This is a genomic window from Microbacterium sp. X-17, assembly GCF_039615055.1.
In genome coordinates, this window is the sequence record NZ_JBDHNI010000007.1 from 119,287 (window position 1) to 145,526 (window position 26,240).

Consider the following 26,240-nt stretch of genomic DNA (forward strand, 5'->3'; position numbering starts at 1 on the left):
CCTCGGCCGGGGCTGAGGCGGCGTGTCCTGTCAGATAGATCGTCAGGCCGCGGCCACCAGCCCCAGCTCGGCCGACGACAGCAACAGGTCGTTGACCGGCACGACGCGCACGGTGTACCCGAACGAGCCGGCCCAGGTCAGCGTCACGCCGCCGGAGAACTCGTGCGCCACGGACGGGTCGGCGCCCGGGATGACGTGGTCGAGCGTCAGCCGCTCGTAGTGCACGCCGGTCAGGTCCTCGCCGTCGTAGCTGCGGCCGTAGACCAGCTGCACCTCCACGTCCTCCGGGCGCAGGCCGTTGAGGTGCACCAGAGCGCGCACCCGGAGCTGGTCGCCCACCTGCGGCACGGCGTCGAGGCCGCCCGCGTCGACGTGGGCCACGTTCACGCCGGGCCACGCGGATCGCACGCGGTCCTTCCAGGCGGCGAGCTCGCGCGCGTCGCGGTAGTCGTCGGCGCTGAGGCGCTTCTCGTTGGCGGCGGCCGGGATGTAGAGCCGCTCCACGTACTCGCGCACCATCCGCTCGGCGCTCAGCGGGGAGGACAGCGTCGCCAGCGTGTGCCGGATCTGGCCGACCCAGGTCTCCGGCACCCCGTCGCCGTCGCGGTCGTAGAACCGCGGCGCGATCTGGTGCTCGATCAGGTCGTACATCGCCTCGGCCTCCAGCGCGTCGCGCTCGGCCCCGTCGCCCGCGGCGTCGGCGGACGGGATCGCCCAGCCGTTCTCGCCGTCGTAGAACTCGTTCCACCAGCCGTCCAGGATGGACAGGTTGAGCCCGCCGTTCAGCGCCGCCTTCATCCCGGAGGTGCCGCAGGCCTCCAGCGGGCGCAGCGGGTTGTTCAGCCAGACGTCGGTGCCCGGGTAGAGCAGCTGGGCCATGCCGATGTCGTAATCGGGCAGGAACACCATCCGCGAGCGGATCTCCGGCTCGGAGGCGAACTGCACGAGCTTCTGGATGAGTCGCTTGCCCTCGTCGTCGGCCGGGTGCGACTTGCCCGCGATCACGAACTGCACCGGACGCTCCGGGTGCAGCAGGATGTTCCTCAGCCGCTCCGGGTCGTGCAGCATCAGCGTGAGCCGCTTGTAGGTCGGCACGCGCCGGGCGAAGCCGATGGTGAGCACGTTCGGGTCGAGGAGGTCGCCGATCCAGACCGGCGCGATCCCACCCGGGTTCTGCGCCTCCCAGGCCGCGGCGACGCGATGCCTGGCGTCCTTGACGAGCTGCTCGCGCATCCGGGTGCGCACGCTCCACAGGTCGAGGTCGCTCACGGCGCCGCGGTTCGCCCAGTCGGCGTGCGTGGTGTCGTCGGTGCCGAGCCGCTCCATCGCCAGGGAGCGCAGCATCGGGTCGGTCCAGGTCGGCGCGTGCACGCCGTTGGTCACCGAGTCGATCGGCACCTCCGGGCTGTCGAACCCGGGGAACAGGCCGCCGAACATGTGCCGGCTGACCTCGCCGTGCAGGCGGGAGACGCCGTTGGCGTGCTGGCCGAGGCGGAGGCCCATGACGGCCATGTTGAACACGGCTTCCGAGCCGCCGGGGTAGTCCTCCGCGCCGAGCGCGAGCACCTGGGCCGGCTCGACTCCCGGGAGCAGCGCGGTCGAGAAGTAGCGCTCGACCAGCGGCCGGTCGAACCGGTCGATGCCGGCGGGGACGGGCGTGTGCGTGGTGAACACCGTGCCGGCGCGCACCACCTGGAGGGCCTGGTCGAACGTCAGCCCCTCGCCGATCAGGTCGGAGATGCGCTCCAGGCCGAGGAAGCCGGCGTGCCCCTCGTTGGTGTGGAAGACCTCCGCCGCCGGCGCGCCGGTGAGCTCGGTCCACGCCTTGACGGCGCGCACGCCGCCGATTCCGAGCAGCAGCTCCTGCAGCAGGCGGTGCTCGCCGCCACCGCCGTAGAGCCGGTCGGTCACCGAGCGCAGGCTCTCGTCGTTCTCGGGGATGTCGGTGTCCAGCAGCAGCAGGGTCACCCGGCCGACCGCGGCCTGCCAGACCCTGGCGCGCAGCTCGCCGGCCGGCAGGGCGAGCGTGATCTGCACCGGCGCCCCGTCCGGGTCGCGCAGGACGCTCAGCGGGAGCCCGTCCGGGTCGAGCGCCGGGTAGCTCTCGACCTGCCAGCCGTCCGGCGTGATCGCCTGCGCGAAGTAGCCGGAGCGGTAGAACAGGCCGACCGCAACCAGCGGTGCGCCGAGGTCGCTGGCGGCCTTGAGGTGGTCGCCGGCGAGGATGCCGAGGCCGCCGGAGTACTGCGGCAGCGTGGACGCGATGCCGAACTCGGGCGAGAAGTAGGCGATGGTGGCCGGAGCCGAGCCGTCGAGCGACTGATACCAGCGTGGGTCGTGGATGTAGGCGCGCAGCTCGTCGCGGACGTGATTCGCCCAGTCGACGTAGCCGGGGTCGGCGGCGAGCTCGGCGAGCCTCGCGGGTTCGACGGACCCGAGCAGCGCGATCGGATCGTGCTCGACCTCCTGCCAGAGCTCCGGGGAGATGCGGGCGAACAGCTCCTTGGTCGGCTCATGCCAGGACCAGCGGAGGTTGCCGGCGATCTCCTCCAGAGCGGAGAGGGTCTCGGGGAGGACGGCGCGGACGGTGAATCTACGGATGGCCTTCACTCGCACGAGCATAGACGCGCCTCGTGACGGGAGTGTTAATGCGGGCTCATGACGAAAGAGCGAATGAGTGTACGGTCGGCATGTGGCAAAGAGCGCAGCGACCAAATCATCAGCCGCCGCAGCACCGGAGGCGCCGGCAGCCGTCGAGCCTGAACCCGTCCAGACGGCGCCCGAGTACGACCCCCTGCTCCCCCGGCTCCCCATCCTGGGACTCTCGCCGCAGGTGGACGAGGGCCACTGGGCGGCCTCCGCGTTCAGCGGCGAGGTCGTCCCGTTCCGGGCCACCGCCTTCCGCGAGGGGCACGACCGGATCGGCGTCGACCTGATCCTGCTCGACCCGTCCGGCAACCAGACCGAGCACCACATGCGGCCGCTGGCACCCGGCACCGATCGCTGGGGCGTGCAGGTCCAGCTCGAGGAGGAGGGCCTGTGGCGGTATCGCATCCAGGCCTACGCCGACGAGTACGCGACCTGGCGGCACAACGCGGAGGTCAAGGTGCCGGCCGGCGTCGACGTCGAGCTGATGCTGACCATGGGACGCGAGCTACTGGAGCGGGCCGCGACCGACAAGCGCCGCAGCACCGCGGAGCGCCGCCACCTGTCCGAGGCCGCCCGGGTCGTCGGCGACGCCGGGCGCGGCGTGGACGAGCGCTTCCAGGCCGCGGTCGACGATCGCATCCGCCGCATCCTCACCGAGCGGCCCGTCGTCGCCCTGCCGTCGCTCTCGGCGACGCGCGCCATCCTGGTGGAGCGCACCCGCGCGGGCGTCGGCAGCTGGTACGAGTTCTTCCCCCGGTCGGAGGGCGCCAAGCGCGCCGCCGACGGCAGCTGGCAGTCCGGCACGTTCCGCACCGCCGCCAAGCGCCTCCCCGAGGTCGCGGCGATGGGCTTCGACGTGGTCTACCTGCCGCCCATCCACCCGATCGGCCGCACCTTCCGCAAGGGGCCGAACAACACCCTGGAGGCCGGGCCGAACGACCCGGGCTCGCCCTGGGCCATCGGCGGGCCGGACGGCGGCCACGAAGCCATCCACCCGGACCTCGGCACCGAGAAGGACTTCGTCTTCTTCCTCGGCAAAGCGAAGCAGGCCGGGCTGGAGATCGCCCTCGACCTCGCCCTGCAGGCTTCCCCCGACCACCCCTGGGTCACGACGCACCCCGAGTGGTTCACCACCCTCCCGGACGGGACGATCGCGTACGCGGAGAACCCGCCGAAGAAGTATCAGGACATCTACCCGATCAACTTCGACAACGACTACGACGGCCTGCGCACCGAGGTGCTCCGGATCGTCCGGTACTGGATGTCGCTCGGCGTGCGGATCTTCCGCGTCGACAACCCGCACACCAAGCCGTTGCACTTCTGGGAGTGGCTCATCCACACGGTCAACGAGACCGACCCCGACGTGGTGTTCCTGGCCGAGGCGTTCACCCGTCCCGCGTTGCTGCACACGCTCGCGAAGGCCGGGTTCCAGCAGTCGTACACGTACTTCACCTGGCGCAACACGAAGGAGGAGCTGGAGGAGTTCCTGACCGGGCTGGCGACCGAGACCGCCGACTTCCTGCGGCCGAACCTGTTCGTGAACACCCCGGACATCCTCACCGAGTACCTCCAGTTCGGCGGCCCGGCCGCGTTCAAGATCCGGGCAGCGCTCGCAGCGACCGCGGCGCCCACCTGGGGCGTCTACTCCGGCTTCGAGCTGTACGAGAACGTCGCCCGGCCGGGAGCCGAGGAGTACATCGACAACGAGAAGTACGAGTACCGGCCGCGGGACTACGCCCGGGCCGCCGCGCTCGGCCGCTCGCTCGCGCCGTACCTGACGATGCTCAACCGGGCGCGCAGCGAGCACCCGGCGCTGCGCCAGCTCCGCAACCTGCAGGTGCACCGCAGCGAGGACGACTCGATCCTCGTCTACTCGAAGTACCTGGCCGGCGAGTTCACCCGCAGCGGCAAGCCGGACGCGGTGCTCGTCGTGGCCAACGTCGACCCGCACTCGGTGCGCGAGACGATGATCCACCTCGACGTCACGGCGTTCGGCATCGAACCCGGCGCCCAGTTCGAGGTGCGCGACCTCGTCACCGGCCAGCGCTGGACCTGGGGGGCCGACGCCTACATCCGGCTCGACGCGTTCACCGAGCCGGTGCACATCCTGACCGTCAAGCCGTTGGAGGCCGCACGATGACCCCGATCCCCGAGGGCGCCGCCGCCGTCGACCTGCCCGCACTCGACGACAACATCCTGCGCGCCGTCGCCACCGGCAGCTACCACGACCCGCACTCCGTGCTCGGTCAGCACCAGGTCGCCGCACGCGGCGTCGAGGACCCGATCACGGTGATCCGCGCGCTCCGCCCGCTCGCCGAGGCGGTCTTCGCCATCCTGCCGACCGGCGCGCACATCGAGCTCGCCCACCTCGGCCACGGCATCTGGCAGGGCGTCGACATCGTCGGTCCCGGCGCCTACGAGCTGGAGGCGCGCTACGACGGCGGCAGCACGTGGACAACGGACGACCCGTACCGGTTCCTGCCGACGATCGGCGAGCTCGACCTCCACCTGATCCGGGAGGGCAGGCACGAGCAGCTCTGGACGGCGCTCGGCGCGCACGTGCGCGACCTCGGCGGCGTCACCGGCACCTCGTTCACGGTCTGGGCGCCGCACGCGCGAGCCGTCCGCGTCGTCGGCGACTTCAACGGCTGGGACGGCACCCTGCACGCGATGCGCAACATGGGCGCCTCCGGCGTGTGGGAGCTGTTCGTGCCGGGGCTCGGCGAGGGCTCCATCTACAAGTTCGACCTGCTCGGCGGCAATGGCGAGTGGGTGCGCAAGATCGACCCGATGGCGCAGTTCGCCGAGATCCCGCCCAACACCGCGTCGGTGATCACGGTCAGCCGGCACGAGTGGGCGGACGGCGAGTGGATGACGCGCCGCGCCGCCACCGACCCGCACGCCGGGCCGATGAGCGTCTACGAGCTGCACTTCGGGAGCTGGCGGCCGGGCCTCGGCTACCGGGAGGCCGCCGACCAGCTCATCGACTACGTGGGCGGCCTGGGCTACACCCACGTCGAGTTCCTGCCGCTCGCCGAGCACCCGTTCGGCGGCTCGTGGGGCTACCAGGTCACCGGCTACTACGCCCCGACCAGCCGGTTCGGCTCGCCGGACGACCTCAAGTACCTGATCGACCGGCTGCACCAGGCCGGGATCGGCGTCATCCTCGACTGGGTGCCGGGCCACTTCCCCAAGGACGACTGGGCGCTCGCCCGCTTCGACGGCCAGGCGCTCTACGAGCACGCCGACCCGCGCCGCGGCGAGCACAAGGACTGGGGCACCTACATCTTCGACTACGGCAACTCGCAGGTCCGCAACTTCCTGGTCGCGAACGCGCTGTACTGGCTGGAGGAGTTCCACATCGACGGCCTCCGGGTCGACGCCGTGGCCTCGATGCTCTACCTCGACTACTCGCGCAACGAGGGCGAGTGGGAGCCGAACATCCACGGCGGACGCGAGAACCTGGAGGCGATCGGCTTCCTGCAGGAGGTCACGGCGACCTCCTACAAGCGCAACCCCGGCACGGTGATGATCGCCGAGGAGTCCACGAGCTACGCCGGCGTGACCGCGCCGACGTCCTCGGGCGGCCTCGGCTTCGGGCTCAAATGGAACATGGGGTGGATGCACGACGCGCTCCAGTACATCCAGGAGAACCCGATGTGGCGCAGCTACCACCACAGCGAGATCACGTTCTCCTTCGTCTACGCCTGGAGCGAGAACTTCCTGCTGCCGATCAGCCACGACGAGGTCGTGCACGGCAAGGGCTCCCTGATCGGCAAGATGCCGGGCGACCACTGGCAGCAGCTCGCGAACGTGCGCGCGTTCCTGTCCTTCATGTGGGCGCATCCCGGCAAGCAGCTCCTGTTCATGGGGCAGGAGTTCGGGCAGTACTCCGAGTGGAGCGAGGAGCGCGGCCTCGACTGGTGGATGCTCGACCAGCCGAGTCACCGCGGGCTCTGGAACCTCGTCGCCCAGCTCAACGCCGTCTACCGCGACAACCCGCAGCTCTGGGCGCTCGACAACGACCCCGGCGGCTTCGAGTGGCTGGACGGCTCGGACGCAGCGGGCAACGTCCTCGCGTTCCTGCGCAAGGACCGCGACGGCTCGCCGATCGCCGTGCTGCTGAACTTCTCGGGCAACCCGCACGCCGACTACCGGGTCGGGCTGCCGTTCGCCGGCGAGTGGGAGGAGCTCCTCAACACGGACGCCGAGGACTTCGGCGGCTCCGGCGTCGGCAACTTCGGCGGTGTCACCGCGCACGAGGAGCCGTGGATGGGCCGCCCGGCCTCCGCGGTGCTCACGCTGCCGCCGCTGGGAGCGCTGTACCTGCGGCCGCGCCGCTGAGTCTCAGGCGGATCAGGCGTCAGACGGATTCGCTGAGCCACGCAGCGTAGGGAACGCCGTCCACCGCGTGCTCCGGCGCGAGGTGACGCCCTGCCCGCCACGCCGAGCCGAGCGGGCCGCCGAGGCGGACCGACAGGATCGGCCGGCGCGTGCCGGTGGCGTCCTTCCACTGCCGGGCGAGCGCGCGGGCGCTCTCGACCCGCGGGCCGCCCACCGTGCGCGTCGAGCCCGGCTCGCCCGCTCCCTCGGCCGCGTCCACCAGGACGCGCGCGACGTCCGCCACCGAGATGGGCTGGAAGCGCGTGCCGGAGGGCGCCGTCAGCGTCCCGAACCGGCGTCCGCGTTCGAAGACCGACGTGACGAAGTCGTGGAACTGCGTCGTGCGCACGACCCTGACCTCCAGCGGAGACTCCAGGTAGGTGCTCTCCTGCACCAGCTTCGACCGGTAGTACGGGTAGCGCGCGCCGTCGATGCCCGCGATGGACAGCAGCACCGCCCGGCCGACGCCGAAGCGCGCGGCGGTGTGCAGGAGGTTGCGGGAGCCGTGCGCGAACACGTGCGACGCGCGGCGGCCGCCGGCGTTGCTCGCGTCGATGATCACGTCGACGCCGTTCACCGCCTCCTCCAGCCCGTCGCCCGTCACGAGGTCGGCCGTCACATAGGCGGCGCCGTCGACGTACGCCGCCGAGTCGTCGTCGGGCGTGCGCCGGGCGGCGACCACGACCTGGTGGCCGCGCGCGACGGCCTCAGCGGTGACGGCGCGACCGGCGAGACCGGTCCCACCGACGACGAGCACACGGGACATGCGCGAGCCTTCCAGGCGAGAGGGATGTCAGCCGCTCCGCGCGGTCGACCTCCGGGGCTGGAGGGGGCGCGTCAGTAGAGCAGCGAGGCCAGCCTAGCCCTGGCCTTGCCGACGCGGGGGTCGTCCACGCCGACGATCTCGAAGAACTCCAGGAGGCGGGCGCGCACGGCCTCCTTGCCCTCCGCGTCGAGCGTCGGGAACAGGGTCAGCAGCCGGTCGAACGCGTCGTCGACGTGGCCGCCGGAGAGGTCGAGGTCGGCGACGGCGAGCTGGGCGTCCCTGTCGTGCGGCGCGGCGGCCGCGGCGTTGCGGATCTCGTCCAGCGTGCGTCCGGCCAGGCGCGCCAGCAGGCTCACCTGCGCGAGCCCGGCGATCGCCATCTGGTCGCGCGGGTCCTGCGCGATGGCGGTCTTGTAGGCGGCGATGGCCGCGGGATAGTCGCCGCGGTCGATCGCGTCGTACGCCTCGGCGTGCAGCGGGGGCAGCGGCGGCTCGGGCGCGGGCTCGTCGGCCTCCGCGCCGGGGGTCTCCCCCGCCGCGGCGTCGACCTGCGCCATGCCGGTGACGCCGTTCTGCGCGGCGAGCTCCAGGAGCTGGGCGACGACGTCGCGCACCTGGTCCTCCGGCAGCGCTCCCGTGAAGAGCTGCACCGGCCGGCCCGAGACGATGCCGGCCACGGCCGGCGCCGACTGCGCCTGGAACGCCTGCACGAGCTGCGGGTTGGCGTCCACGTCGACCTGGACGAGCACGATCCGGCCCGCGAGGTCGTTCGTGACGCGGTCGAGGACGGTCGCGAGCGCACGGTCCGGGTCGGCCCAGGAGGCCGTGAGCGCGACCACGACCGGGATGCGCATCGACAGGTCGATGAAGTCGTTGAAGTTGGCGTCGGTGCCCTGGAAGAACAGGCTGGGCAGCTCGACCGGCTCACCCTGCGCCGCGCCGCCCGCGTCGCCCTGGCCGGGCTGCGGCCGATTCACCAGGCCGCTCAGGTCCACGGCGCCGCGGAGATTCGTCGGATTGGGCGGAAGCTGACTCATGGAGTCAAGCCTACTGCGCGGTCCCGTACGGGATGCGGGTCACGGCACCTCGCGCGCGGAGACCAGCCCCTGGGCGAAGCCGAGCAGCCGCACCTTCTCGTCCGAGCCCGCCGGGGGCACGTAGAAGGCGAGCTGGTAGCCGTACACCGACTCGATGCCGGTGTTGGACTGCGCGACCCCGCTCAGCGCAGCCGTCGTGGCGCCCGCGATGACCTGGGCGCCGGCCTCCGTCACGCGGTGGAGCTGCACTTCCTCCGGGTTGACCCAGACGATGGCGCCGGAGTCGTTGGTCGCCATCGAGATGACCGGGCCGGAGCCGACGCGGCCCGCGAAGGTGAGCGTGGAGGTCTGCCCGAACTGCTGGGCGAGCCTGGCCTGCTCCTGGGCCTTCCAGGAGGCGCCGACCTGCGCCACGAGCTTGTCGTCGGTGAGGTCGAAGCTGGAGTACCACTTGCTCTTCTCGCCGTTGAGCAGGATGTCGCCGTACGCGGCGGCCACCTGGTCGGGCTGGACCTTGAGCAGCTTGGAGTCCGGAGGCACCACGGCGGCGCCGATGCTCGCCGGCGCCAGGTTCGGCACCTTCACGTTCGGCTCCAGGGCGATGGCGTACTCCACCATGTAGTTGTCGCGCGGCGTCTGCTGCACGAGGGCGAGCGCGAGCGGGGCCTGCGCCTTGCCCGTGGCGTCGTTCGGCATCTTCACGACGGCCGTGACGGTGCGCGGCCAGCTGTCGGTCGCCTGCGGCAACGAGAGCTCCAGCGGCCCGGCCGGGATGGCGGGCAGCGCGGGCTGGTCGGCCTTCTTGACGCGGATCGCGTAGTTGGCGTCGCGCAGCTGCAGGGCGGGGCCGGCGAAGCGCAGCTTGGCGAGGTTCGGGTCGTTCTTGGCGTCCGCGTTGGCCGCGGCGACGGAGATGCGCTTGACGATGCGCTCCAGCTGCGGCGCCGTCACGGCAGGCGCCGGGGAGTTGGCGTTGCCGTGCGGTGCGCTCGACGTCGCCGTGGGAGTCGGCGTCGGCGTGGGCGTCGACGTCTCCGCGAATGCGGCGCCCGCTCCGGTGCCGGTCAGGGCGAGCACCCCCGCGAGGAGGGCCGGGGCCATCACGCGCGTGCGGCGGGTCGACCGGCGTCCACGGGGGGTCGCCTCGATGGACGCGGTCGGCTTGTACTTGGGGGCTTTGGGGAGCTTCGGCATCTTGGGTCCGCTCTTGCGTCGTGGTCCGCGCGACTTGCGGTGGGTGTAGAGCCCCCACAGGTACAGCGCGATGCCGATCACCAGGAGCACGAGACCGCCGATGATGAGCGGGAACGCCCACGGCGTGCTGGTGTCGACGGGCCAGGTCAGGACGATCTTGTCCGGGGCCGGGGCGGTCCCGTCGCCGGCGACGATGACGCTGACGCCGGACGGGACGTTCATCTTGGTGACCTGGGCGTCCTGGCCGTCGAACTCGTCGAGCCAGAGGTCGGAGCCGGCCGGGTTCGGGCCGGGGGCGGCTGCCTGCGTCGTCGCAGCGCCGGTGGGAGCGGGCGTCGCCGTCGCCGTCGGGGCCGGGGTGGCGGTGGAGGCCGCGCCGGAGGAGCCGGTCGAGCCGGACTTCGGGGTCACGGTCTTCACCGTCACCGCGCTGTCGCCCGCACGGTAGGCGATGGTCGCGTACTTCTGGTCCGCCAGCCACGCCTTCACGTCGGCGGTGCGGCCGTAGGCGACCATCTGGGTCTTGGCGTTCTTCGAGCCGGAGACGGACAGCGTCTGCTGCCCGGGGTGGGCGTTCAGCACCGCGCTGTCGATGACGACGTAGCGGGTGTCGGCGGGGACGGTCGCGGCAGCGGTCACCTGCGACGGCGGTGCGAAGACCGTGCGCTGGGCGATGCCGGCCACGATCATGACGGCAGCGACCACGAACGCGACGATGGCCAGTACGAAACGCAAACAGAACTCCTCAGTGCCGGACGGGGGGCGGGCACAGTCACACAACGATAATGGGTCACCCTGAGAGGCATCTAACCGTTGTCTGCACGGTCACGCAGTCCCCCATGCGGGTACGGCCCTCGAAATGTAAGATCGATGCGGCGCGCGCGCGGCTCGCTCTCTCGATCCCACAGGAGTAACACGGTGGCCACCGACGAATCCAACTTCACCCAGGTCTTTCGCGGATACGACAAGGACGAAGTCGACCAGGCCATCCAGGACCTCCGCCGCGAGCTGATCAAATCCAACACCCAGTCGGCCGACCAGTCCAAGGAGCTCAAGCGCCTCCAGCTGCGCATCGACGAGCTGAACGCGGAGATCGAAGAGGTCGGCAGCCCGACGTACTCCGGGCTCGGCACCAAGCTGGAGAACACGCTCCGGGTCGCCGAGGAGCAGTCCACCCGGCTCATCGCGCAGGCCGACATCGACGCCGAGAAGCTGCGCGCCGGCGTCACCAGCGAGATCGAGAAGATCAAGAAGACGGCCGCCCAGCAGGCCGAGCGCATCCTCGCCGACGCGCAGGCCCGCGCCACGACCGCCATCGAGGACGCCCAGATCGAGTCGTCCGAGCTGCTGGCGCGCACCCGCGCCGACAAGGAGACCCTGCTCAACGACGCGATCAGGGAGGCCGCCGCCATCCGCGGCGCCGTCGCCACCGAGGCGGCCGAAGTGCGCGCGACGAGCAAGCGCGAGGCGGCCGCACTCCGCGCCGAGGCCGACCGCGAGGCCGCCGAGCTGAAGGCCGTCGCCCTGCGCGAGGCGGAGGCCGCACGCACGGAGGCCGCTGAGCTCGACCGCACCATCGCCGCCCGCCGCGGCGAGCTGGAGAACGCGCTCGCGGCCGACCGCGCGGCGTTCGAGCGCGAGGCGGCGCAGACGCGCCTCGAACTCGACAAGCGCGTCGCCGAAACCGCCGACCGCCTGGCCGCCGAGGAGGCCGAGGCGCGCGGCGCCGTCGCCGCCGAGGTCGCCCAGGCCCGCGCCGAGCTCGCGGACGAGGTCGAGCAGCAGCGCGCGACCCTCGCCGCGCTGGCCGCGCAGACGCGCGCCGACCTCGACCACGAGGACACCACGAAGCGTCAGGCGCTCGCTGCCGACGTCGAGCAGACCACGACCGCCCTGGCCGCGGAGGTCGAGCAGACGAAGTCCGCCCTCGCCGCCGAGGTCGAGCAGACCAAGGCCCGCCTGGCCGACGAGGTCACGACGACCACCTCCGCCCTCGCTGACGAGGTCGCGCGCACCAAGACGGAGCTCGCCGACGAGGTGGCGCGCACGAAGGCCGCCCTCGCCGACGAGGTCACCAGCACGAAGGCCGCGCTGGAGACGGAGGTCACCACCACGCGCTCGGCGCTGGAGACCGACGTGACCACCGCCCGCTCCGCGTTGGCAGAGGAGGTCGAGCGCACGCGGAAGGAGCTCGCCGACGAGGTCACCCAGACCCGCGCGACCCTGGAGCGCGAGACCACGGAGACCCGCAGCGGCCTCGAAGCCGACCGCACCGCGACCGCCGCGCAGCTCGCCGCCGATCGGGAGCGCGTCGCGAACGAGCTCGCGGCCGAGGAGGAGACCACCCGCGCCCGGGTCACGGCCCTGCGCGAGCGCACCGCCGCCGAGCTGGCCACGGAGGTCGCCGACACCCGCGCCGACCTCGCCGCCGAGGTCGAGAGCACGCGGGCCGACGTCGCCAAGGAGCTCGACGCGGCGCGCTCGGCTCTTGCGAAGGAGGTCGAGACCACCAAGGCCTCCCTCGCCAAGGAGGTCACGAGCACGCGCTCCGCGCTCAAGAAGGAGGTCGACAGCACCACGTCCTCCCTCGCCAAGGAGGTCGAGACCACCAAGGCCGCGCTCGCCAAGGAGGTCGAGACAACGCAGGCCGCGCTCGCGACCGAGGTGGAGACCGCGCGCGCCGAGCTCGCGGAGGAGGTCGAGACCACGAAGGCCGCCCTCGCGGAGGAGGTCGAGACCACCAAGGCCGCCCTGGCCGAGGAGGTCGACACCACCAAGGCCGCCCTCGCCGAGGAGGTCGACACCACCAAGTCCGCCCTGGCCGAGGAGGTCGAGACCACCCGCGCCGAGCTGGCCGCCGACGCCGAGCGCCAGCGCCGCGAGCTGGCGGCGGAGGCCGCCGACCAGCGCGCCGAGCTGGCCGCCGAGGTCGGCGAGGCCCGCACCGCCCTGGCCGAGGAGCTCGCCACCGAGCGCAGCGCCCTCACCGCGGAGGTGACCTCCACGCGCGCCCAGCTCGCCGCCGACGTCGACCAGACCGCCGCCCGGCTCGCCGCGGAGAAGGAGCAGACCCTCTCCCGGCTGGAGACCCAGGTCGTCACCACCAAGGCCGCACTGGCCGCCGAGGTCGAGCAGACCAAATCCGCCCTCGCAGCCGAGGTCGAGCAGACCAAGTCGGCCCTGGAGACCGAGGTCACCACCACGACCTCCAACCTGGCCGCGGAGGTCGAGCAGACCAAATCCGCCCTGGAGACCGAGGTGACCACCACGAAGTCCGCTCTGGCTGCGGAGGTCGAGCAGACCAAGTCGGCCCTGGCCGCCGAGGTCGAGGAGACCCGCTCCCGGCTGGCCGACGAGACCGAGCAGACCCGCAGCACGCTCGCCGCCGACGTCAAGCGCACGACCGCCGACCTCGCCGACCAGCGCGCTCGCACGGCCCAGGAGTTGAAGAACGACCGCGAGCAGCAGCGCGTCGAGCTGGAGCGCGAGGCCGACCAGACCCGCGTGACCCTCGCCGAGGAGACCGAGCGCGCCCGCGTCACGCTCGACGCCGAGACGGCGAAGGCCCGCGCCGAGGTCGCGCGCGAGGCCGCGGAGGCGAGCACCGCGCTCGACGCCGAGCTCGCCGAGCGCCAGGCCGCCTACGACCAGGAGGCCGCCACCGCGCGCGCCGACCTCGACGCCGAGCTGACCGCCCTCCGCACCTCCACGCTCGCCGAGCTCGACAAGCGCACCCGCGAGATCGAGCAGGCGCGCATCGACCTCGACGTCGAGCTCCGCGCCCGCCGCGACGAGGCCGAGAAGGAGTACCTGAGCCGGCACCAGGAGGCCGTCGCCCAGACGCAGAAGTACCTGGACGAGGCCAACGTGCAGCTCGCCGAGGCCGTCAAGCGCACCTCCCAGGCGCGCACGGAGGCCGAGACCTTCGGCACCGAGGCCCGCGAGACCGTCAAGAAGGCCCGCAAGGACGCCGAGAAGGTCGCCGCCGACATCGTCCGCCAGGCGCAGGAGCGCGCAGACGCCCTGGTGGAGGAGGCCGAGGAGCGCACGCAACGCCTGGTCGCCGACGCGGAGGAGCGACTCTCCCAGATTAGGATTGAGCGCGAAGCCGTCGCCGGTTACTTCGAGAACCTGCGGGGTATGCTCCAGCAGGCGGACAAGGTTTCCGCAGACGACTGAGTCCGCCTCCCGGGTGGACGGCCCGGAGGGGGACTGAGTGAAGATCCAGAACGCGTTCCGGCTCGGGCTGATCGGCACGCTCGGCGTCGGCCTCGGCTTCCTGATCCTGACGTCGATCGTGAGCCTCGCCACGATCATCACCTACATCGGCGCAGCGCTGTTCCTCGCTCTCGGCATCGAGCCGCTGATCTCCTTCCTTGAGCGGCGGAAGTTCCCGCGCTGGGCGGCGCTGGTGGTCACGCTCGTGGTCATCATCGGCGCGTTCGTGGGCCTCATCTGGGCGATCGTGCCGATCGCGGTCGACCAGGCCTCGCAGCTCGTCCAGAACGCGATCACCTGGGTCAACAACGGCAGCGCCGAGAAGTGGTTCCTCAGCCTCCAGCACCAGTTCCCGACCATCGTCAACCAGCAGAACATCGACGCGGTCACGCAGTGGCTGCAGAAGAACCTGCCGGACATCACCTCGAAGGTGCTCCAGACCGGCATCGGGATCGTGCAGGGGGCGTTCGGCGTCATCATCGTCGTGATCCTGACGATCTACTTCACCGCATCGCTCCCGAGCATCAAGCGCGCGGCCTACCAGCTCGTCCCGGCCTCCCGGCGCTCCCGCTTCGCCGACCTGGGCGACCAGATCACCGACTCGGTCGGCAAGTACGTCGGCGGCCAGGTCTCGCTCGCTCTCGTCAACGGCGTGCTGAGCGCGATCTTCCTCACGATCATCGGCGCGAAGTTTCCCATCCTGCTCGCGTCGATCGCGTTCTTCTTCTCGCTGATCCCGCTCGTGGGGACGATCACCGGCTCGGTCATCATCGTCGCGGTCTGCTTCTTCTCCGGTCCGCCCACCGCCATCGCCGCCGCGATCTACTACATCGTGTACATGCAGGTGGAGGCATACGTGCTGAGCCCGCGCATCATGAACCGCGCGGTCTCGGTGCCCGGTGCGCTCGTCGTGGTCGCGGCCCTCGCCGGCGGCACGCTGCTCGGCATCCTCGGCGCGCTGGTCGCCATCCCGTTCGCCGCGGCGATCCTGCTCATCATCAAGCAGGTCGTCATCCCGCGTCAGAACGAGCTCTAAGCGCGCGTCAGGCCGGCGGCCACTGCGTCGGCAGCGGCGCAGCGGCGGGGTTCAGCCGCTCCACGATCTCGTCGAGCACGCGGCGGGTCTGGTTCTCCCCCACCCAGAGGTGCTTGCCGCCCTCCACGTCGACCAGCTCGATCTGCGGCAGCGGGCGGAACCGCTCCGCCGCCTCCGCGGGCTGGAGGTAGTCGTCGTGCTCGGGGATCAGCGCGACGATCGGCCGCTCGTCGCCCGCCCAGGCCGCCAGGTGCTCGGGCTTGGCCCGGTGAAGCGGCGGCGACAGCAGGATGATCCCGTCCACCGGGCACTCCCGCCCGTACATCAGCGCGAGCTCCGTGCCGAACGACCAGCCCAGCAGCCACGGGTGCGGGAGGCCGCGCTCGGCCACGAACGCCATCGCCGCCTCGACGTCGTAGCGCTCGTCCACCCCGTGGCCGAACTCCCCCTGGCTGCGGCCCCGCGGCGACGCCGTGCCGCGCGTGTTGAACCGCAGCACCGCGATGTCGGCCAGCGCGGGCAGGCGCCCGGCCGCCTTGCGGAGGATGTGGGAGTCCATGAAGCCGCCACCGGTCGGCAGCGGGTGCAGCGTGACGAGGGTCGCCACCGGCTCGCGGTCGAGCGGGGAGGCCAGCTCGCCGACGAGGGTCAGCCCGTCGCGGGTGCGCAGCTCGATGTCCTCGCGCCGGGCGGGCAGCTCGACGCCGCCGCGGACCTCGATCGGCCCCTGGGCCGCCGCACTCTGGGCCGCCGCACTGTCGGTCATCGCACTGTCTCCATCACTGTCTCCCTCGTTCACGCGACGCGCCAGCACGTCGTGTGCCAGTGCCGGCGGGCGGCCAGGTCGGCCGCATCGCCCATCACACCGTCCGCACGCCAGGCGACCAGGTGCGCGACGCCCGGGCCGATCTCCCGGCCGCAGCCGGGGCACACGTAGCTCTTCTGCGCCTGCACGGCCGACACGGGCTGCACGTTCCATTCGACGCCGCGCCGCACCTCCGTGCGCCGCCAGCCCGCGAGCAGGCGGTCGAAGCCGTCCTGCTCCTCCTCGGGCTGCTCGCCGTGACGGCGGCGGGGACGATTGCTGCGGGGCACCGCTCCAGTCTATGCAGGACGCGGCTGTCGCCCGCCGACCCACGCGCAGTACCATCGGCGGCATGAGCGACGACGCTCGAAACACCGACGCCCTGACGGCCCAGTTCCTCGCCACCGAGCACTGGAGCCTCCTCGCGTCGCGCAGCACCACGCAGAACGAGGTCCTGACGCGGATCAGCATCCTCCTGACCCTCATGTCGGCCGCACTGGTCAGCATCGCGCTCGTGGGCCAGGCCACGGCTTTCGCCGGCATCTTCCCGGCGTTCGCCGACGCGCTGCTCGGCCTCGTCGTGGTGGTCGGCATCCTCACCCAGGTCCGCGTCACGAACGTGTCGATGGAGGACCTCATGTACGTGCTCGCGATGAACCGGTTGCGCGCGGAGTACGTCAGGCTGGCCCCGGAGGTCGCGCGGGCGCTCTCGACGTCGTGGCACGACGACCGGGAGGGCGTGAGCCACACCTACTACTTCCTGGGCCGGCGCGATCGGAGCCAGGTGTTCGGCAGCAGCATGATGTTCACGTTCGTCGTGAACGGCGCGCTCGTCGGCCTGTTCCTCGGTGTCCTGCTCGCCACAAGCGGGGTCGACGTCGCCGTGGCGTGGACCGTGGGCATCGTCTGCGCCGTGGGCTATGCCGTGGTGTCGCTGTGGCTCGGCGCCCGGATCTACTTCCGCTTCTGGCGGGACTACACGCCCGCCTCACCCACGGACTGAGCGACGGACTCCGCTCAGTACCAGCCGGACGACTGCGAGTGCGCCCACGCGCCGCACGGGTTCGTGTAGCGGCCGGCGATGTAGCCGAGGCCCCACGAGATCTGCACGGAGGCGTCCGTCTGCCAGCCCGGGCCCATCTTGCTGCCGGGGAGGGCCTGCGGGATGCCGTAGGCGCCGCTCGGGTTGGACGCGTTCACGCGCCAGCCGGACTCCCGGTTCCACAGCGAGACCAGGCAGCTGTACTGGTCGTCGCCCCAGCCGCGGTCGTGCACCATCTGGTAGGCGATCGCCTTCGCGGTGCCCGGGTCCGGGACGGGAGCGGACGGAGCGCTCGACCCGCCCGACGAGGACGAGGACGACGACTTCGTCGGCGTGGGCGTCGGGGTCGGCGTGGGCGTCGGCTTGAGCTTGACGCCCAGCGTGTCGCGCGTGACGGCCGTCTCCGAGGCGTCCGGAGCCGTCAGGCTCTGAACGGGGACAGCGCCGAAGCGCGAGGACTGCTGGATGTTCTGGAGGGTGTCCGCATAGGCCGGCGTGGCCGCGGAGCCCGAGTACGGGTCCACCACGTTGACCAGCGCGAAGCCGACGGCCGCCGTGAAGGCGAACCCCCAGATCACGGCGCGCGAACGGACATGAGGCCGTCGCGAACGGCGGAATGCGACTCCGACCGGGTTGGCAGGGGTCAGCGGAACGAGCTCTGCTGCTTCTTGTCTACCCACGATCACAGAACCATAACGGACATTCCACACGTTTCCAACACGGCGCTCTCCTACTCAGGTAACGGCCAGGATCAGCGGACCGCGAGCATCACGTCCGTGACGCTGTCCAGGAGGAGGTCCACTTGGGCCTCACGGTACCCCCCTCGCTGCTCACGGAAAGTGACCGTGCGAACTTCGTCCACACTCATCGGGCGGCCGTCCTGGAAGTACTTCACCAGCCGTCCGGCGAACCGGTCGACGTCCTGGCGGTTGTAGCCGAGGGTCAGGAAGCTCACCCGCTGGAAGCGGTGGCCGAGCGGTCGCTCCAGCCGGTCGAGGATGGCCTGGGCCGTCGTGCGGGCGTCCTCGAACCACGCGGAGTCGCGGCCGCCTCCCCGTGCGACGTCGCGCTCACGGGCCGCGAACGCGTCCTCAAGCCGTTCGAGGGCCGCATCCACATGCGAGGTCGAGTAGCCGCCTTTGGCCATCGAGAACGCCGTGTGACGGATGTCGGAGGCCGACAGCGTGCCGGGCATCGACGGGTCGGAGTCGTACGCACGACGGGCGCTGACGAGGAACTCGTCGACCTGCGCGACGTCGTACCCTGGCTTCGACTTGGGGCTCGGGGGAAGGTGCTCACCAGCCCATTCTGTCAGGAGAAGATGAGGAACAGCACGTAGGTGGCCGCCGCCGACGGCAGGATGGAGTCCAGCCGGTCGAGGAAGCCGCCGTGCCCCGGCAGCCAGGAGCTCATGTCCTTGATGCCCAGATCGCGCTTGATCAGCGACTCGGCGAGGTCGCCCACGGTCGCCGTCAGCAGCGCCACCACGCCGAAGATCACCCCGAACCACCACGGCTGATGGATCATGAACACCGAGATCAGGACGCCGGCGACGATCGCCGCAAGGGCGGCCCCGGCGAAGCCCTCCCAGGTCTTCTTGGGGCTGATGGTCGGCGCCATCGGGTGCCGGCCGAAGGACAGCCCGCTCGCGTACGCGCCCGTGTCGACGGCGACGACCACGATCAGGAAGCCGAGCACCCACCACTCGCCGCCGTTCTCGGCCAGCAGCAGGATGGCGAAGGAGCCGAGCAGGGTCACGTACATCTGGACGAGCACGCTCCAGGCGAGGTCGCGCGAGAGCGCCACTCCCCCGGCGCGCCTGGCCGGCAGCACGGCCTCCTCGACCAGCCGCCACGCGACGACCAGGACGATCCCCGACGCCAGCGCGACGAGCTGGCCGCCGGCGTGGAACCAGAACGTGGCCGGGACGACCGCGAGCGACGCGATCAGCGACGGGGTGCGCGGCACGCGCCTCCCGGCCCCGCGGAACGCCTGGGTGAGCTCGAAGGCGGCGAAGCCGATCATCGCGGCCCCGAAGACCAGGAACAGCTCTTTGATGAAGATCAGGCTCACCACCAGCAGCGCGCCGGCGACCAGCCCGATCAGGATGGCCAGAATCAGGTTGCGCCCCGTCCGGGCGGCGATCCGCTCGTTCGTTGCGTCGAGCTGCGCCTTGCGCGCGAGCACCTGACGCTCGAAGTCGGCCCGGGTCGCCTGCACCTGCGCGCGCAGCTCGGCGCGCGCCTCGGACTTCCCCCGTCTGCCCGGCGCCGGCGTGCGAGGCTCGCCGGGGCTGCTCCCCTCGCTCATCTAGACCTCGAGGAGCTCGGCTTCCTTGCGCTTGAGGGCGTCGTCCACGGCCTCGACGTTCGTGCGGGTGATCGCCTCGAGCTCCTTCTCGCCGCGGGCCACCTCGTCGTCGCCGACCTCGCCCTTGAGCGCGTCCAGGTCGTCCTTCGCCTTGCGGCGGATGTTGCGGATGGCGACCTTGGCGTCCTCGCCCTTGCTGCGGACGAGCTTGACGAACTCCTTGCGGCGGTCCTCGGTCAGCTCGGGGAGCGACACGCGCACGATCTCGCCGTCGTTGCCGACGTTCGCCGACAGGTTCGGCATGTTGACGATCGCCTTCTCGATCTCCTTGAGGGCGGACTTGTCGTACGGCGTCACCAGCAGCACGCGCGCCTCCGGGTTCTGGAGGCCGGCGAGCTGGGCCAGCGGCGTCGGCGAGCCGTAGTAGTCGACGAGCACCTTCTGGAAGAGGGCGGGGTTCGCGCGGCCCGCGCTCACCGTGCCGAAGTCGTCCCTCGCCGCGTCCACGGTCTTGGCCATGCGCTGGCGGGCGTCGGAAATCACATCCGCGATCACGGTTTCTCCTTCAGATCGGTGAGTCGTTGTCTAGTCTAGGGCCAGGCTGCGGAGCACCCCGCGCATGGCGGGGCGCCCCGCCGGGCCTTGTCAGCCGAGCAGTGTGCCGATCTCGGCGCCGAGCAGCGCCGCGGTGACGTTGCCGCCCGGCTCGATGCCGAAGATGCGCATCGGCATCCCGTTGTCCATGCAGAGGCTGAGCGCGGTGGAGTCCACGGCCTTGAGGCCCTGGGTCAGCGCGTCCTGGTGGCTGATCTGGTCGATCTTGCGCGCGTCCGGGTTGGTGCGCGGGTCGGAGTCGTACATGCCGTCCACGCCGTTCTTGGCGACCAGCACGACGTCGGCGCTGATCTCCAGGGCGCGCTGGGCGGCGACGGTGTCGGTCGAGAAGTACGGCAGGCCGGCGCCGGCGCCGAAGATGACGACGCGGCCCTTCTCCAGGTGGCGCTCCGCACGGCGCGGGATGTACGGCTCGGCGACCTGGGTCATCGCGATCGCGGACTGCACGCGCGTCTCCGCGCCGGCCTGCTCCAGGAAGTCCTGCAGGGCCAGTGAGTTCATCACGGTGCCGAGCATGCCCATGTAGTCGGCGCGCCCGCGGTCCATGCCGCGCTGCGACAGCTCGGCGCCGCGGAAGAAGTTGCCTCCGCCCACGACGATCGCGATCTCCACGTCCTCCGCCGCCTGGGCGATCTCGCGGGCGATGCTGCCGACGATGTCGGGGTTCACCCCGAGCTGGCCGCCGCCGAAGGCCTCGCCGGAGAGTTTCAGAAGGACCCTGCGTCTGTGAGTGGCTGCCGTCATGTGTGTGGGAGTCCTTCCGTGTGTTTCGTTAACGCTAGTGCGTGCCCGCTGTGCCTGAACAGGGAGAGCCGGGCACAGAAAAGGAGCCCGGATCGTGTCTCACGATCCGGACTCCTTCATGCCTGGGTCAGGCGCCGACCTTGAAGCGGGCGAAGCCCGAGACGGTCAGACCCGAGTCCTTGAGGACCTGGGCGATGTTCTGCTTGTTGTCGCGGGCGTACTCCTGCTCCAGCAGGGCGACCTGCTTGAAGTAGGCGCCGAGGCGACCCTCGATGATCTTCGGCAGGGCGGCCTCCGGCTTGCCCTCGTTGCGCGAGATCTCCTCGACGATGCGACGCTCGTTCTCGACCTCCTCGGCCGGGACGTCCTCACGCGTGAGGTAGGTCGGGTTCGCGAAGGAGATGTGCTGCGCGATGCTGCGGGCGGTCTCCGCGTCGGCGCCGGCGTAGCCGACGACAACGCCGACCTGCGGGGGCAGGTCCTTGGAGGTCTTGTGCAGGTAGATCGCGAAGTTCTCGCCCGAGACGACGGCGATGCGGCGGAGCTCCACCTTCTCGCCGAGGATCGCGGCCTCGTCACCGATGAGCTCGGCGACGGTCTGCGACCCGGCGGGGGCGGCCAGCGCCTCCTCGACGGTGGTGGCGCCCGCGGCGGCGGCCGCGTCGAGCACCTTGTCGGCGAGGGCGATGAACTTCTCGCCCTTCGCGACGAAGTCGGTCTCGCAGGCGAGCTCGATCATCGTCGCGGAGCCGTTGCCGTTCTCCTTCGCGGCCACGAGGCCCTCGGAGGTGGAGCGGTCGGCACGCTTCGCGTTGCCCTTGGCGCCCTTGAGGCGGAGGATCTCGGTCGCCTTCTCGATGTCGCCACCGGCCTCCTCGAGGGCCTTCTTGGTGTCGACCATTCCGGTGCCGAGCTGCTCGCGCAGGGCCTTGATGTCAGCGATGCTGATGTTTGCCATGTTCTGACTGGAACCTTCTGACTCGAAGTTGGTGAGTGTGCTTACTTGGCGTCGGCTTCGCCCTCGGCGGAGTCCGCCGTGGCCTCGGCGTCGGCTTCGCCCTCGGCGACGATCTCGGCGGAATCGGCCTTGGCCTCGGCGAGGTCGGCGTCGGCGGCCTTCTCGTTCTCGGCGGAGGACTGGACCTCGTCGCTCGGCTGGGCGAGGAGCTCCTGCTCCCACTCGGCGAGCGGCTCGGCGGGCTCGGCGCCCTCCTCGGGCTTCTGGTGACGCTGGATGAGGCCCTCGGCCGCGGCGTCGGCGACGATGCGGGTGAGGAGCGTTACGGAGCGGATGGCGTCGTCGTTGCCCGGGATCGGGTACTGGACCTCGTCCGGGTCGCAGTTCGTGTCGAGGATGGCGATGACCGGGATGCCCAGCTTCTTCGCCTCGTCGATCGCGAGGTGCTCCTTCTTGGTGTCCACTACCCAGATCGCGCTCGGGGTCTTGGCCAGGTTGCGGATGCCGCCCAGCGACTTGTGGAGCTTGTCCAGCTCGCGCTTCTTGATCAGCAGCTCCTTCTTGGTGAAGCCGCTGGTGGTGCCCTCGAAGTCGAGCTCCTCGAGCTCCTTCATGCGGGCGAGGCGCTTGGACACGGTCTGGAAGTTGGTCAGCAGACCGCCCAGCCAGCGCTGGTTCACGTAGGGCTGGCCCACGCGGGTCGCCTGCTCGGCGATCGCCTGCTGCGCCTGCTTCTTGGTGCCGACGAAGAGGATGGTGCCGCCGTGGGCGACGGTCTCGCGCACGAACTCGTAGGTCTTGTCGATGTAGGCGAGCGACTGCTGCAGGTCGATGATGTAGCTGCCCGAGCGCTCGGTGAGGATGAAGCGCTTCATCTTCGGGTTCCAGCGGCGGGTCTGGTGTCCGAAGTGGACGCCGCTGTCGAGCAGCTGGCGCATGGTGACGACGGCCATTTGCCGTTCTCCTGTTCTTGCGCGCCCGGCCTCACGGCGGGGACACGACTCTCGGTTGTCCAGCGGCAGCCGATCGGCCGCCGCTCCTGGTGCCCCGCGCCTCCCCGCACCCGCGCTTCCGCACGGAGGACCGTGGTGGATGAGCGGGAGACCGGTGGAGAGGCGCACACCCTCGCGAGAGGATGTTCCGGACACGCGTAGTCACTCCGACATGCGGAGTGCAGTGGACATCCTATCAGGAACCGGACCCCGGCCGGGCCGCGTCACGACCGCGGGACGGTGTCCCCCGACGACCGCACCTGCGGCCCGCGGCTGCGCCCCGCGTTGGCGAAGAGGGTCTCGGCGTGCTCCAGCGCCATCCCGTTCGTCTCCGGCACCTTGAAGAACACGAAGAAGAAGGACAGGGCGGCGAAGACCGCGTACATCCCGTAGGTGAACGGCAGCGAGAAGTCCGACATCGGCGGGAAGGAGACCGTGACGAGGAAGTTCGCGATCCACTGCGCGGAGGCCGCGACGCCGAGGGCCGCACCGCGGATGCGCGGAGGGAAGATCTCGCCCAACAGCACCCAGACCAGCGGACCCCAGGAGGCGCCGAAGCAGATCACGAAGATGTTCGCCGCGATGAGCGCGATCGGCCCCCACGGGTTCGGGAGGGTCACGGCGCCGTTCGCCTTGTCGGCGAAGCTGAACGCCAGCGCCATCACCGCCAGCGAGATCGCCATGCCGACCGAGCCGGTGAGGAGGATGGGCCGTCGGCCGACCCGGTCCACCAGCAGGATCGCCACGATCGTCACCACCACGTTCGTGACCGAGGTGATCACCGTGATGAGCAGCGAGTTGCTCTCGGTGAAGCCCACCGCCTTCCAGAGCGTCGTGGAGTAGTAGAAGATCACGTTGATGCCGACGAACTGCTGGAACACGGACAGGATGATGCCGATCCAGACGATCGGTTTCAGGCCGAACCGGTTGCCGCGGAGGGTGCCCTTCGCGGAGTCCTTGTCCTCCTCGATCGCGCTCTCGATGTCGCGCACCTGCCGGTCGACGTCCTCCTCCGGGACGAGGGTCGCGAAGATCGCCCGCGCCTCGTCGTGCCGGCCGGTGGAGAGCAGATAGCGCGGGGACTCCGGCAGGAGCAGCGCCAGGATGCCGTAGACGACGGACGGGATCACGCCGACGAGGAACATCCACCGCCACGCCTCCAGCCCGAGCCAGAGCTGGTTGGCCGCAGCGCCCGCCGCCCCGGCCAGGAGCGCGTCGGACAGCAGCGCCACGAAGATACCGATCGTGATGGCGAGCTGCTGCAGGGAGGCGAGGCCGCCGCGGCGCTGCTTGGGCGCGATCTCGGCGATGTACGCCGGCGCCACCACGGACGCGATGCCGATGCCGAGGCCGCCGACGATGCGCCAGAAGCCGAGGTCCCAGACGGAGACCGAGAGGCCGGCCCCGATCGAGCTGGCGAGGAACAGGATCGCGCCGATCAGCATGACCCGGATGCGGCCCCACCGGTCGGCGAGCCGCCCGGCGACGTAGGCGCCGACCGCACAGCCCAGCAGGGCGATGGCGACGATGAACCCGGTGACGAACGCATTGAGCGCGAAGTGATGCTGGATCGAGTCGACGGCCCCGTTGATGACGGAGGAGTCGAAACCGAACAGGAACCCGCCGACCGCCGCGGCGGTGGCAAGGCCGACGACCTTCCGCCGCATCGCCGCCGTCGGCTGCGGAACGTGCTCGTCCTCCCGCTCGGACCCGGTGCTGCGCTGATCGGACATGAGACCCCTCCTCCGTCAGGTCGCCGCCCTCAGCGGAGGACGGCGGAAACGTGCGCTGGTCACGGTACGCCGACTCGTTCGTGTGCATAAGAGTCCTCCACAGGGTGGGCGTGGGAGGGGGTTCTCCACGGATCGGGTGGGGGCGCGAGTGGGGAGGCGGGCGATGTCGGAGGCTGGATGCGGGGGTGATCGAGGAATGTGGAGACGGTTGAGAGCGGTGGGTGTGGCTGTCGCGGTGGCTGTGGCTGTCATGGTGGCGGTGCCCGTCGTGGTGGCGGCGCCGATGGCGGCCGTGGTCGGGCTTGCGGGTGTCGGTGCACCGGGTGACGGGAGCCCTGGGTCGATGGTGGACGTCGAATTCTCACCACGATCCACTGCAGCCTCCTCGACGATCTCGCGCGTCTCGCCACGCTGGTCGTGGCCGCTCGCGCCGCTCCGGATGGTCCGCCCCTACGAGGCCCCGCCGTCGCCGTACGCCGCCGGGCACCGAGGGATCGACCTGGCAGCGGCGCCCGGAGCGACGGTGACCGCCCCCTCGGAGGCGACCGTGCACTTCGTCGGGGTGGTCGTGGACCGGCCGGTGCTCACCCTGGACCACGGGTCGGGCGTGCTCTCGTCGTACGAGCCCGTCGTGGCGGCCGGTCTGGCTGTGGGCGATCCGGTGACGCGCGGCATGGTGCTCGGCGTCGTCGGCGAGGGCGCGCACTGCTCCGGGGCCTGTCTGCACGTCGGCGTCCGGGTCGACGGCGAGTATGTGTCGCCGTTGCTGTTCTTCGACCGGCCGCCGCGCGCGGTGCTGCTGCCGCAGCGCCCGGGAGGAGCCTCCCGCGCGGCGACACATGACCGTCCCGTCAGGCGCGGGGATGGGCGAGGCGGTAGGTCTCCTTGAGCCGTTCGCTGGAGACGTGGGTGTAGATCTGTGTGGTCCCGAGGCTGGCGTGCCCGAGGATCTCCTGGACCGCCCGCAGGTCCGCTCCCCCGTCGAGCAGGTGCGTCGCGGCGGTATGGCGCAGGGTGTGCGGACCGGCGGGGCCACCGCCGGGGAGGTCGGCGAGCAGCGACGCCACGAGCTGGTAGACCGCGCGCGTGCCGAGCCGTCCGCCCCGCGCCCCGAGCAGCAGCGCCGGGCCTGACCCTTCGGCGGCGAGCGCCGGCCGCGCGGCCTGCAGGTATCGCCGGATCGCCCGCAGCGCCGGCACGCCGAACGGGACGACCCGCTCCTTGTTCCCCTTGCCGACGACGCGCAACGTCAGCCGCTCGACGTCCACATCGTCGACATCGAGCCCGGTGAGCTCGCTGACCCTGATCCCGGCCGCGTACAGCACCTCGATGACCGCGACATCCCGGATCGCCCCCGGGTCTCCGCCCTCCGCCCGAGCGGCGAGCGCATCGAGCAGGCCGTCGATCTGGGCCCGGGTGATCACGCGCGGGAGGTGCTTGTCGGCTTTCGGCGCCCGCAACCGGGCCGCGGGATCGGGGGCGGTCGCGCTGAGGGACGACACGGCAAGAGCGTCCGGCCCGGTGACCGTCTCAGCCCCGCTCGCCGGCATCGGTCCGGTCGCCGTCTCAGCCCCGCTCGCCGGCATCGGTCCGGCCGCCGTCTCAGCCGCGCTCGCCGGCATCGGTCCGGCCGCCGCCTCAGCCCCACTCGCCGTCATCGGCGCGGCCGCCGTCTCAGCCCCGCTCGCCGGCATCGGCCCGGCCGCCGCAGCCCCGCTCGCCGGCATCGGTCCGGCCGCCGTCCCTCCCGCGCTCGCC

General features: G+C 71.1%; 20 protein-coding genes and 1 pseudogene. 6 read left to right on the plus strand and 15 right to left on the minus strand.

What is annotated here, in order from left to right; translation table 11 throughout:
• Positions 1 to 42: 42 nt before the first annotated feature.
• Positions 43 to 2,610, minus strand: a complete 2,568-nt coding sequence (glgP, locus tag ABCS02_RS29560) for an alpha-glucan family phosphorylase (RefSeq protein WP_345839535.1) — start codon at positions 2,608 to 2,610, stop codon at positions 43 to 45.
• A 202-nt stretch (positions 2,611 to 2,812) separates the two neighbouring features.
• Here glgP and ABCS02_RS29565 point away from each other — a divergent pair, with 202 nt between their 5' ends.
• Complete coding sequence (locus tag ABCS02_RS29565; protein ID WP_345839536.1) at positions 2,813 to 4,789, plus strand: alpha-1,4-glucan--maltose-1-phosphate maltosyltransferase; 1,977 nt, start codon at positions 2,813 to 2,815, stop codon at positions 4,787 to 4,789.
• Positions 4,786 to 6,993, plus strand: a complete 2,208-nt coding sequence (glgB, locus tag ABCS02_RS29570) for a 1,4-alpha-glucan branching protein GlgB (protein WP_345839298.1) — start codon at positions 4,786 to 4,788, stop codon at positions 6,991 to 6,993. Before ABCS02_RS29565 ends, glgB begins: the two co-directional genes overlap by 4 nt.
• A 19-nt stretch (positions 6,994 to 7,012) precedes the next feature.
• On the opposite strand, the gene ABCS02_RS29575 is transcribed toward glgB, so the two are convergent.
• The 3 genes from ABCS02_RS29575 to ABCS02_RS29585 all read right to left on the minus strand — a co-directional run bounded on the left by ABCS02_RS29575 (position 7,013) and on the right by ABCS02_RS29585 (position 10,764).
• On the minus strand, positions 7,013 to 7,798 hold the full coding sequence (locus tag ABCS02_RS29575) for an NAD(P)H-binding protein (RefSeq protein WP_345839299.1): 786 nt from the start codon (positions 7,796 to 7,798) through the stop codon (positions 7,013 to 7,015).
• A 71-nt stretch (positions 7,799 to 7,869) separates the two neighbouring features.
• Entirely contained in the window at positions 7,870 to 8,835 is a 966-nt protein-coding gene (locus ABCS02_RS29580) for a tetratricopeptide repeat protein (protein WP_345839300.1), read from the minus strand.
• A 39-nt stretch (positions 8,836 to 8,874) separates the two neighbouring features.
• Positions 8,875 to 10,764, minus strand: coding sequence for a hypothetical protein (locus tag ABCS02_RS29585; RefSeq protein WP_345839301.1), 1,890 nt, complete (start codon positions 10,762 to 10,764; stop codon positions 8,875 to 8,877).
• A 183-nt stretch (positions 10,765 to 10,947) separates the two neighbouring features.
• Between ABCS02_RS29585 and ABCS02_RS29590 the strand changes: the two genes are divergently transcribed.
• Together ABCS02_RS29590 and ABCS02_RS29595 are read left to right on the plus strand one after the other, a co-directional pair.
• Complete coding sequence (locus ABCS02_RS29590; protein ID WP_345839302.1) at positions 10,948 to 14,208, plus strand: DivIVA domain-containing protein; 3,261 nt, start codon at positions 10,948 to 10,950, stop codon at positions 14,206 to 14,208.
• A 37-nt stretch (positions 14,209 to 14,245) separates the two neighbouring features.
• On the plus strand, positions 14,246 to 15,283 hold the full coding sequence (locus ABCS02_RS29595; RefSeq protein ID WP_345839303.1) for an AI-2E family transporter: 1,038 nt from the start codon (positions 14,246 to 14,248) through the stop codon (positions 15,281 to 15,283).
• Positions 15,284 to 15,290: 7 nt separating this feature from the next.
• On the opposite strand, the gene ABCS02_RS29600 is transcribed toward ABCS02_RS29595, so the two are convergent.
• Both ABCS02_RS29600 and ABCS02_RS29605 read right to left on the minus strand, forming a co-directional pair.
• Complete coding sequence (locus ABCS02_RS29600) at positions 15,291 to 16,049, minus strand: alpha/beta hydrolase (RefSeq protein ID WP_345839304.1); 759 nt, start codon at positions 16,047 to 16,049, stop codon at positions 15,291 to 15,293.
• Positions 16,050 to 16,078: 29 nt separating this feature from the next.
• Complete coding sequence (locus tag ABCS02_RS29605; RefSeq protein WP_345839305.1) at positions 16,079 to 16,378, minus strand: hypothetical protein; 300 nt, start codon at positions 16,376 to 16,378, stop codon at positions 16,079 to 16,081.
• A 62-nt stretch (positions 16,379 to 16,440) separates the two neighbouring features.
• On the opposite strand from ABCS02_RS29605, the gene ABCS02_RS29610 reads away from it, so the two are divergent.
• Positions 16,441 to 17,091 carry a hypothetical protein gene (locus ABCS02_RS29610; protein WP_345839306.1) on the plus strand — a complete coding sequence of 217 codons (651 nt, stop codon included), beginning with the start codon at positions 16,441 to 16,443 and terminating at the stop codon, positions 17,089 to 17,091.
• A 14-nt stretch (positions 17,092 to 17,105) separates the two neighbouring features.
• On the opposite strand, the gene ABCS02_RS29615 is transcribed toward ABCS02_RS29610, so the two are convergent.
• The 8 genes from ABCS02_RS29615 to ABCS02_RS29650 all read right to left on the minus strand — a co-directional run bounded on the left by ABCS02_RS29615 (position 17,106) and on the right by ABCS02_RS29650 (position 24,482).
• A complete protein-coding gene (locus ABCS02_RS29615; RefSeq protein WP_345839307.1) occupies positions 17,106 to 17,708 on the minus strand; it encodes a lytic transglycosylase domain-containing protein in 603 nt (200 codons plus the stop codon).
• Positions 17,709 to 17,881: 173 nt separating this feature from the next.
• Positions 17,882 to 18,445: a DivIVA domain-containing protein gene (locus ABCS02_RS29620; RefSeq protein ID WP_345839537.1), complete on the minus strand. Its 564-nt coding sequence runs from the start codon at positions 18,443 to 18,445 to the stop codon at positions 17,882 to 17,884.
• Positions 18,442 to 19,440, minus strand: a complete 999-nt coding sequence (locus ABCS02_RS29625) for a phosphatidate cytidylyltransferase (RefSeq protein WP_345839308.1) — start codon at positions 19,438 to 19,440, stop codon at positions 18,442 to 18,444. The genes ABCS02_RS29620 and ABCS02_RS29625 overlap by 4 nt, the downstream gene beginning before the upstream one ends.
• The gene (frr, locus tag ABCS02_RS29630) at positions 19,441 to 19,995 is read right to left on the minus strand and encodes a ribosome recycling factor (RefSeq protein WP_345839309.1); all 555 of its coding nucleotides are present in this window, start codon (positions 19,993 to 19,995) and stop codon (positions 19,441 to 19,443) included.
• 90 nt (positions 19,996 to 20,085) lie between these two features.
• Positions 20,086 to 20,799: a UMP kinase gene (pyrH, locus tag ABCS02_RS29635; protein WP_345839310.1), complete on the minus strand. Its 714-nt coding sequence runs from the start codon at positions 20,797 to 20,799 to the stop codon at positions 20,086 to 20,088.
• Between the two features lie 127 nt (positions 20,800 to 20,926).
• Positions 20,927 to 21,757 carry a translation elongation factor Ts gene (tsf, locus tag ABCS02_RS29640; protein ID WP_345839311.1) on the minus strand — a complete coding sequence of 277 codons (831 nt, stop codon included), beginning with the start codon at positions 21,755 to 21,757 and terminating at the stop codon, positions 20,927 to 20,929.
• Positions 21,758 to 21,798: 41 nt separating this feature from the next.
• Complete coding sequence (gene rpsB / locus ABCS02_RS29645; protein WP_345839312.1) at positions 21,799 to 22,710, minus strand: 30S ribosomal protein S2; 912 nt, start codon at positions 22,708 to 22,710, stop codon at positions 21,799 to 21,801.
• 263 nt (positions 22,711 to 22,973) lie between these two features.
• Positions 22,974 to 24,482, minus strand: a complete 1,509-nt coding sequence (locus ABCS02_RS29650; protein WP_345839313.1) for a sugar porter family MFS transporter — start codon at positions 24,480 to 24,482, stop codon at positions 22,974 to 22,976.
• Positions 24,483 to 24,717: 235 nt separating this feature from the next.
• On the opposite strand from ABCS02_RS29650, the gene ABCS02_RS29655 reads away from it, so the two are divergent.
• Positions 24,718 to 25,371, plus strand: a complete 654-nt coding sequence (locus ABCS02_RS29655) for a M23 family metallopeptidase (RefSeq protein WP_345839314.1) — start codon at positions 24,718 to 24,720, stop codon at positions 25,369 to 25,371.
• On the opposite strand, the pseudogene ABCS02_RS29660 reads toward ABCS02_RS29655, so the two are convergent.
• A pseudogene (locus ABCS02_RS29660) lies at positions 25,334 to 25,957 on the minus strand (tyrosine-type recombinase/integrase); the annotation flags it as partial. The gene ABCS02_RS29655 and the pseudogene ABCS02_RS29660 overlap by 38 nt on opposite strands.
• Between the last annotated feature and the right edge of the window lie 283 nt (positions 25,958 to 26,240).

Excerpts from the sequence above, each read along its gene's own strand:
- ABCS02_RS29625 (WP_345839308.1), bottom strand. The coding sequence starts at position 19,440 with ATGAGCGAGGGGAGCAGCCCCGGCGAGCCTCGCACGCCGGCGCCGGGC.
- ABCS02_RS29650 (WP_345839313.1), bottom strand. The coding sequence starts at position 24,482 with ATGTCCGATCAGCGCAGCACCGGGTCCGAGCGGGAGGACGAGCACGTT.
- rpsB (WP_345839312.1), bottom strand. The coding sequence starts at position 22,710 with ATGGCCGTCGTCACCATGCGCCAGCTGCTCGACAGCGGCGTCCACTTC.
- tsf (WP_345839311.1), bottom strand. The coding sequence starts at position 21,757 with ATGGCAAACATCAGCATCGCTGACATCAAGGCCCTGCGCGAGCAGCTC.
- ABCS02_RS29600 (WP_345839304.1), bottom strand. The coding sequence starts at position 16,049 with ATGACCGACAGTGCGGCGGCCCAGAGTGCGGCGGCCCAGGGGCCGATC.
- ABCS02_RS29580 (WP_345839300.1), bottom strand. The coding sequence starts at position 8,835 with ATGAGTCAGCTTCCGCCCAATCCGACGAATCTCCGCGGCGCCGTGGAC.
- pyrH (WP_345839310.1), bottom strand. The coding sequence starts at position 20,799 with ATGACGGCAGCCACTCACAGACGCAGGGTCCTTCTGAAACTCTCCGGC.
- glgB (WP_345839298.1), top strand. The coding sequence starts at position 4,786 with ATGACCCCGATCCCCGAGGGCGCCGCCGCCGTCGACCTGCCCGCACTC.
- ABCS02_RS29610 (WP_345839306.1), top strand. The coding sequence starts at position 16,441 with ATGAGCGACGACGCTCGAAACACCGACGCCCTGACGGCCCAGTTCCTC.
- ABCS02_RS29575 (WP_345839299.1), bottom strand. The coding sequence starts at position 7,798 with ATGTCCCGTGTGCTCGTCGTCGGTGGGACCGGTCTCGCCGGTCGCGCC.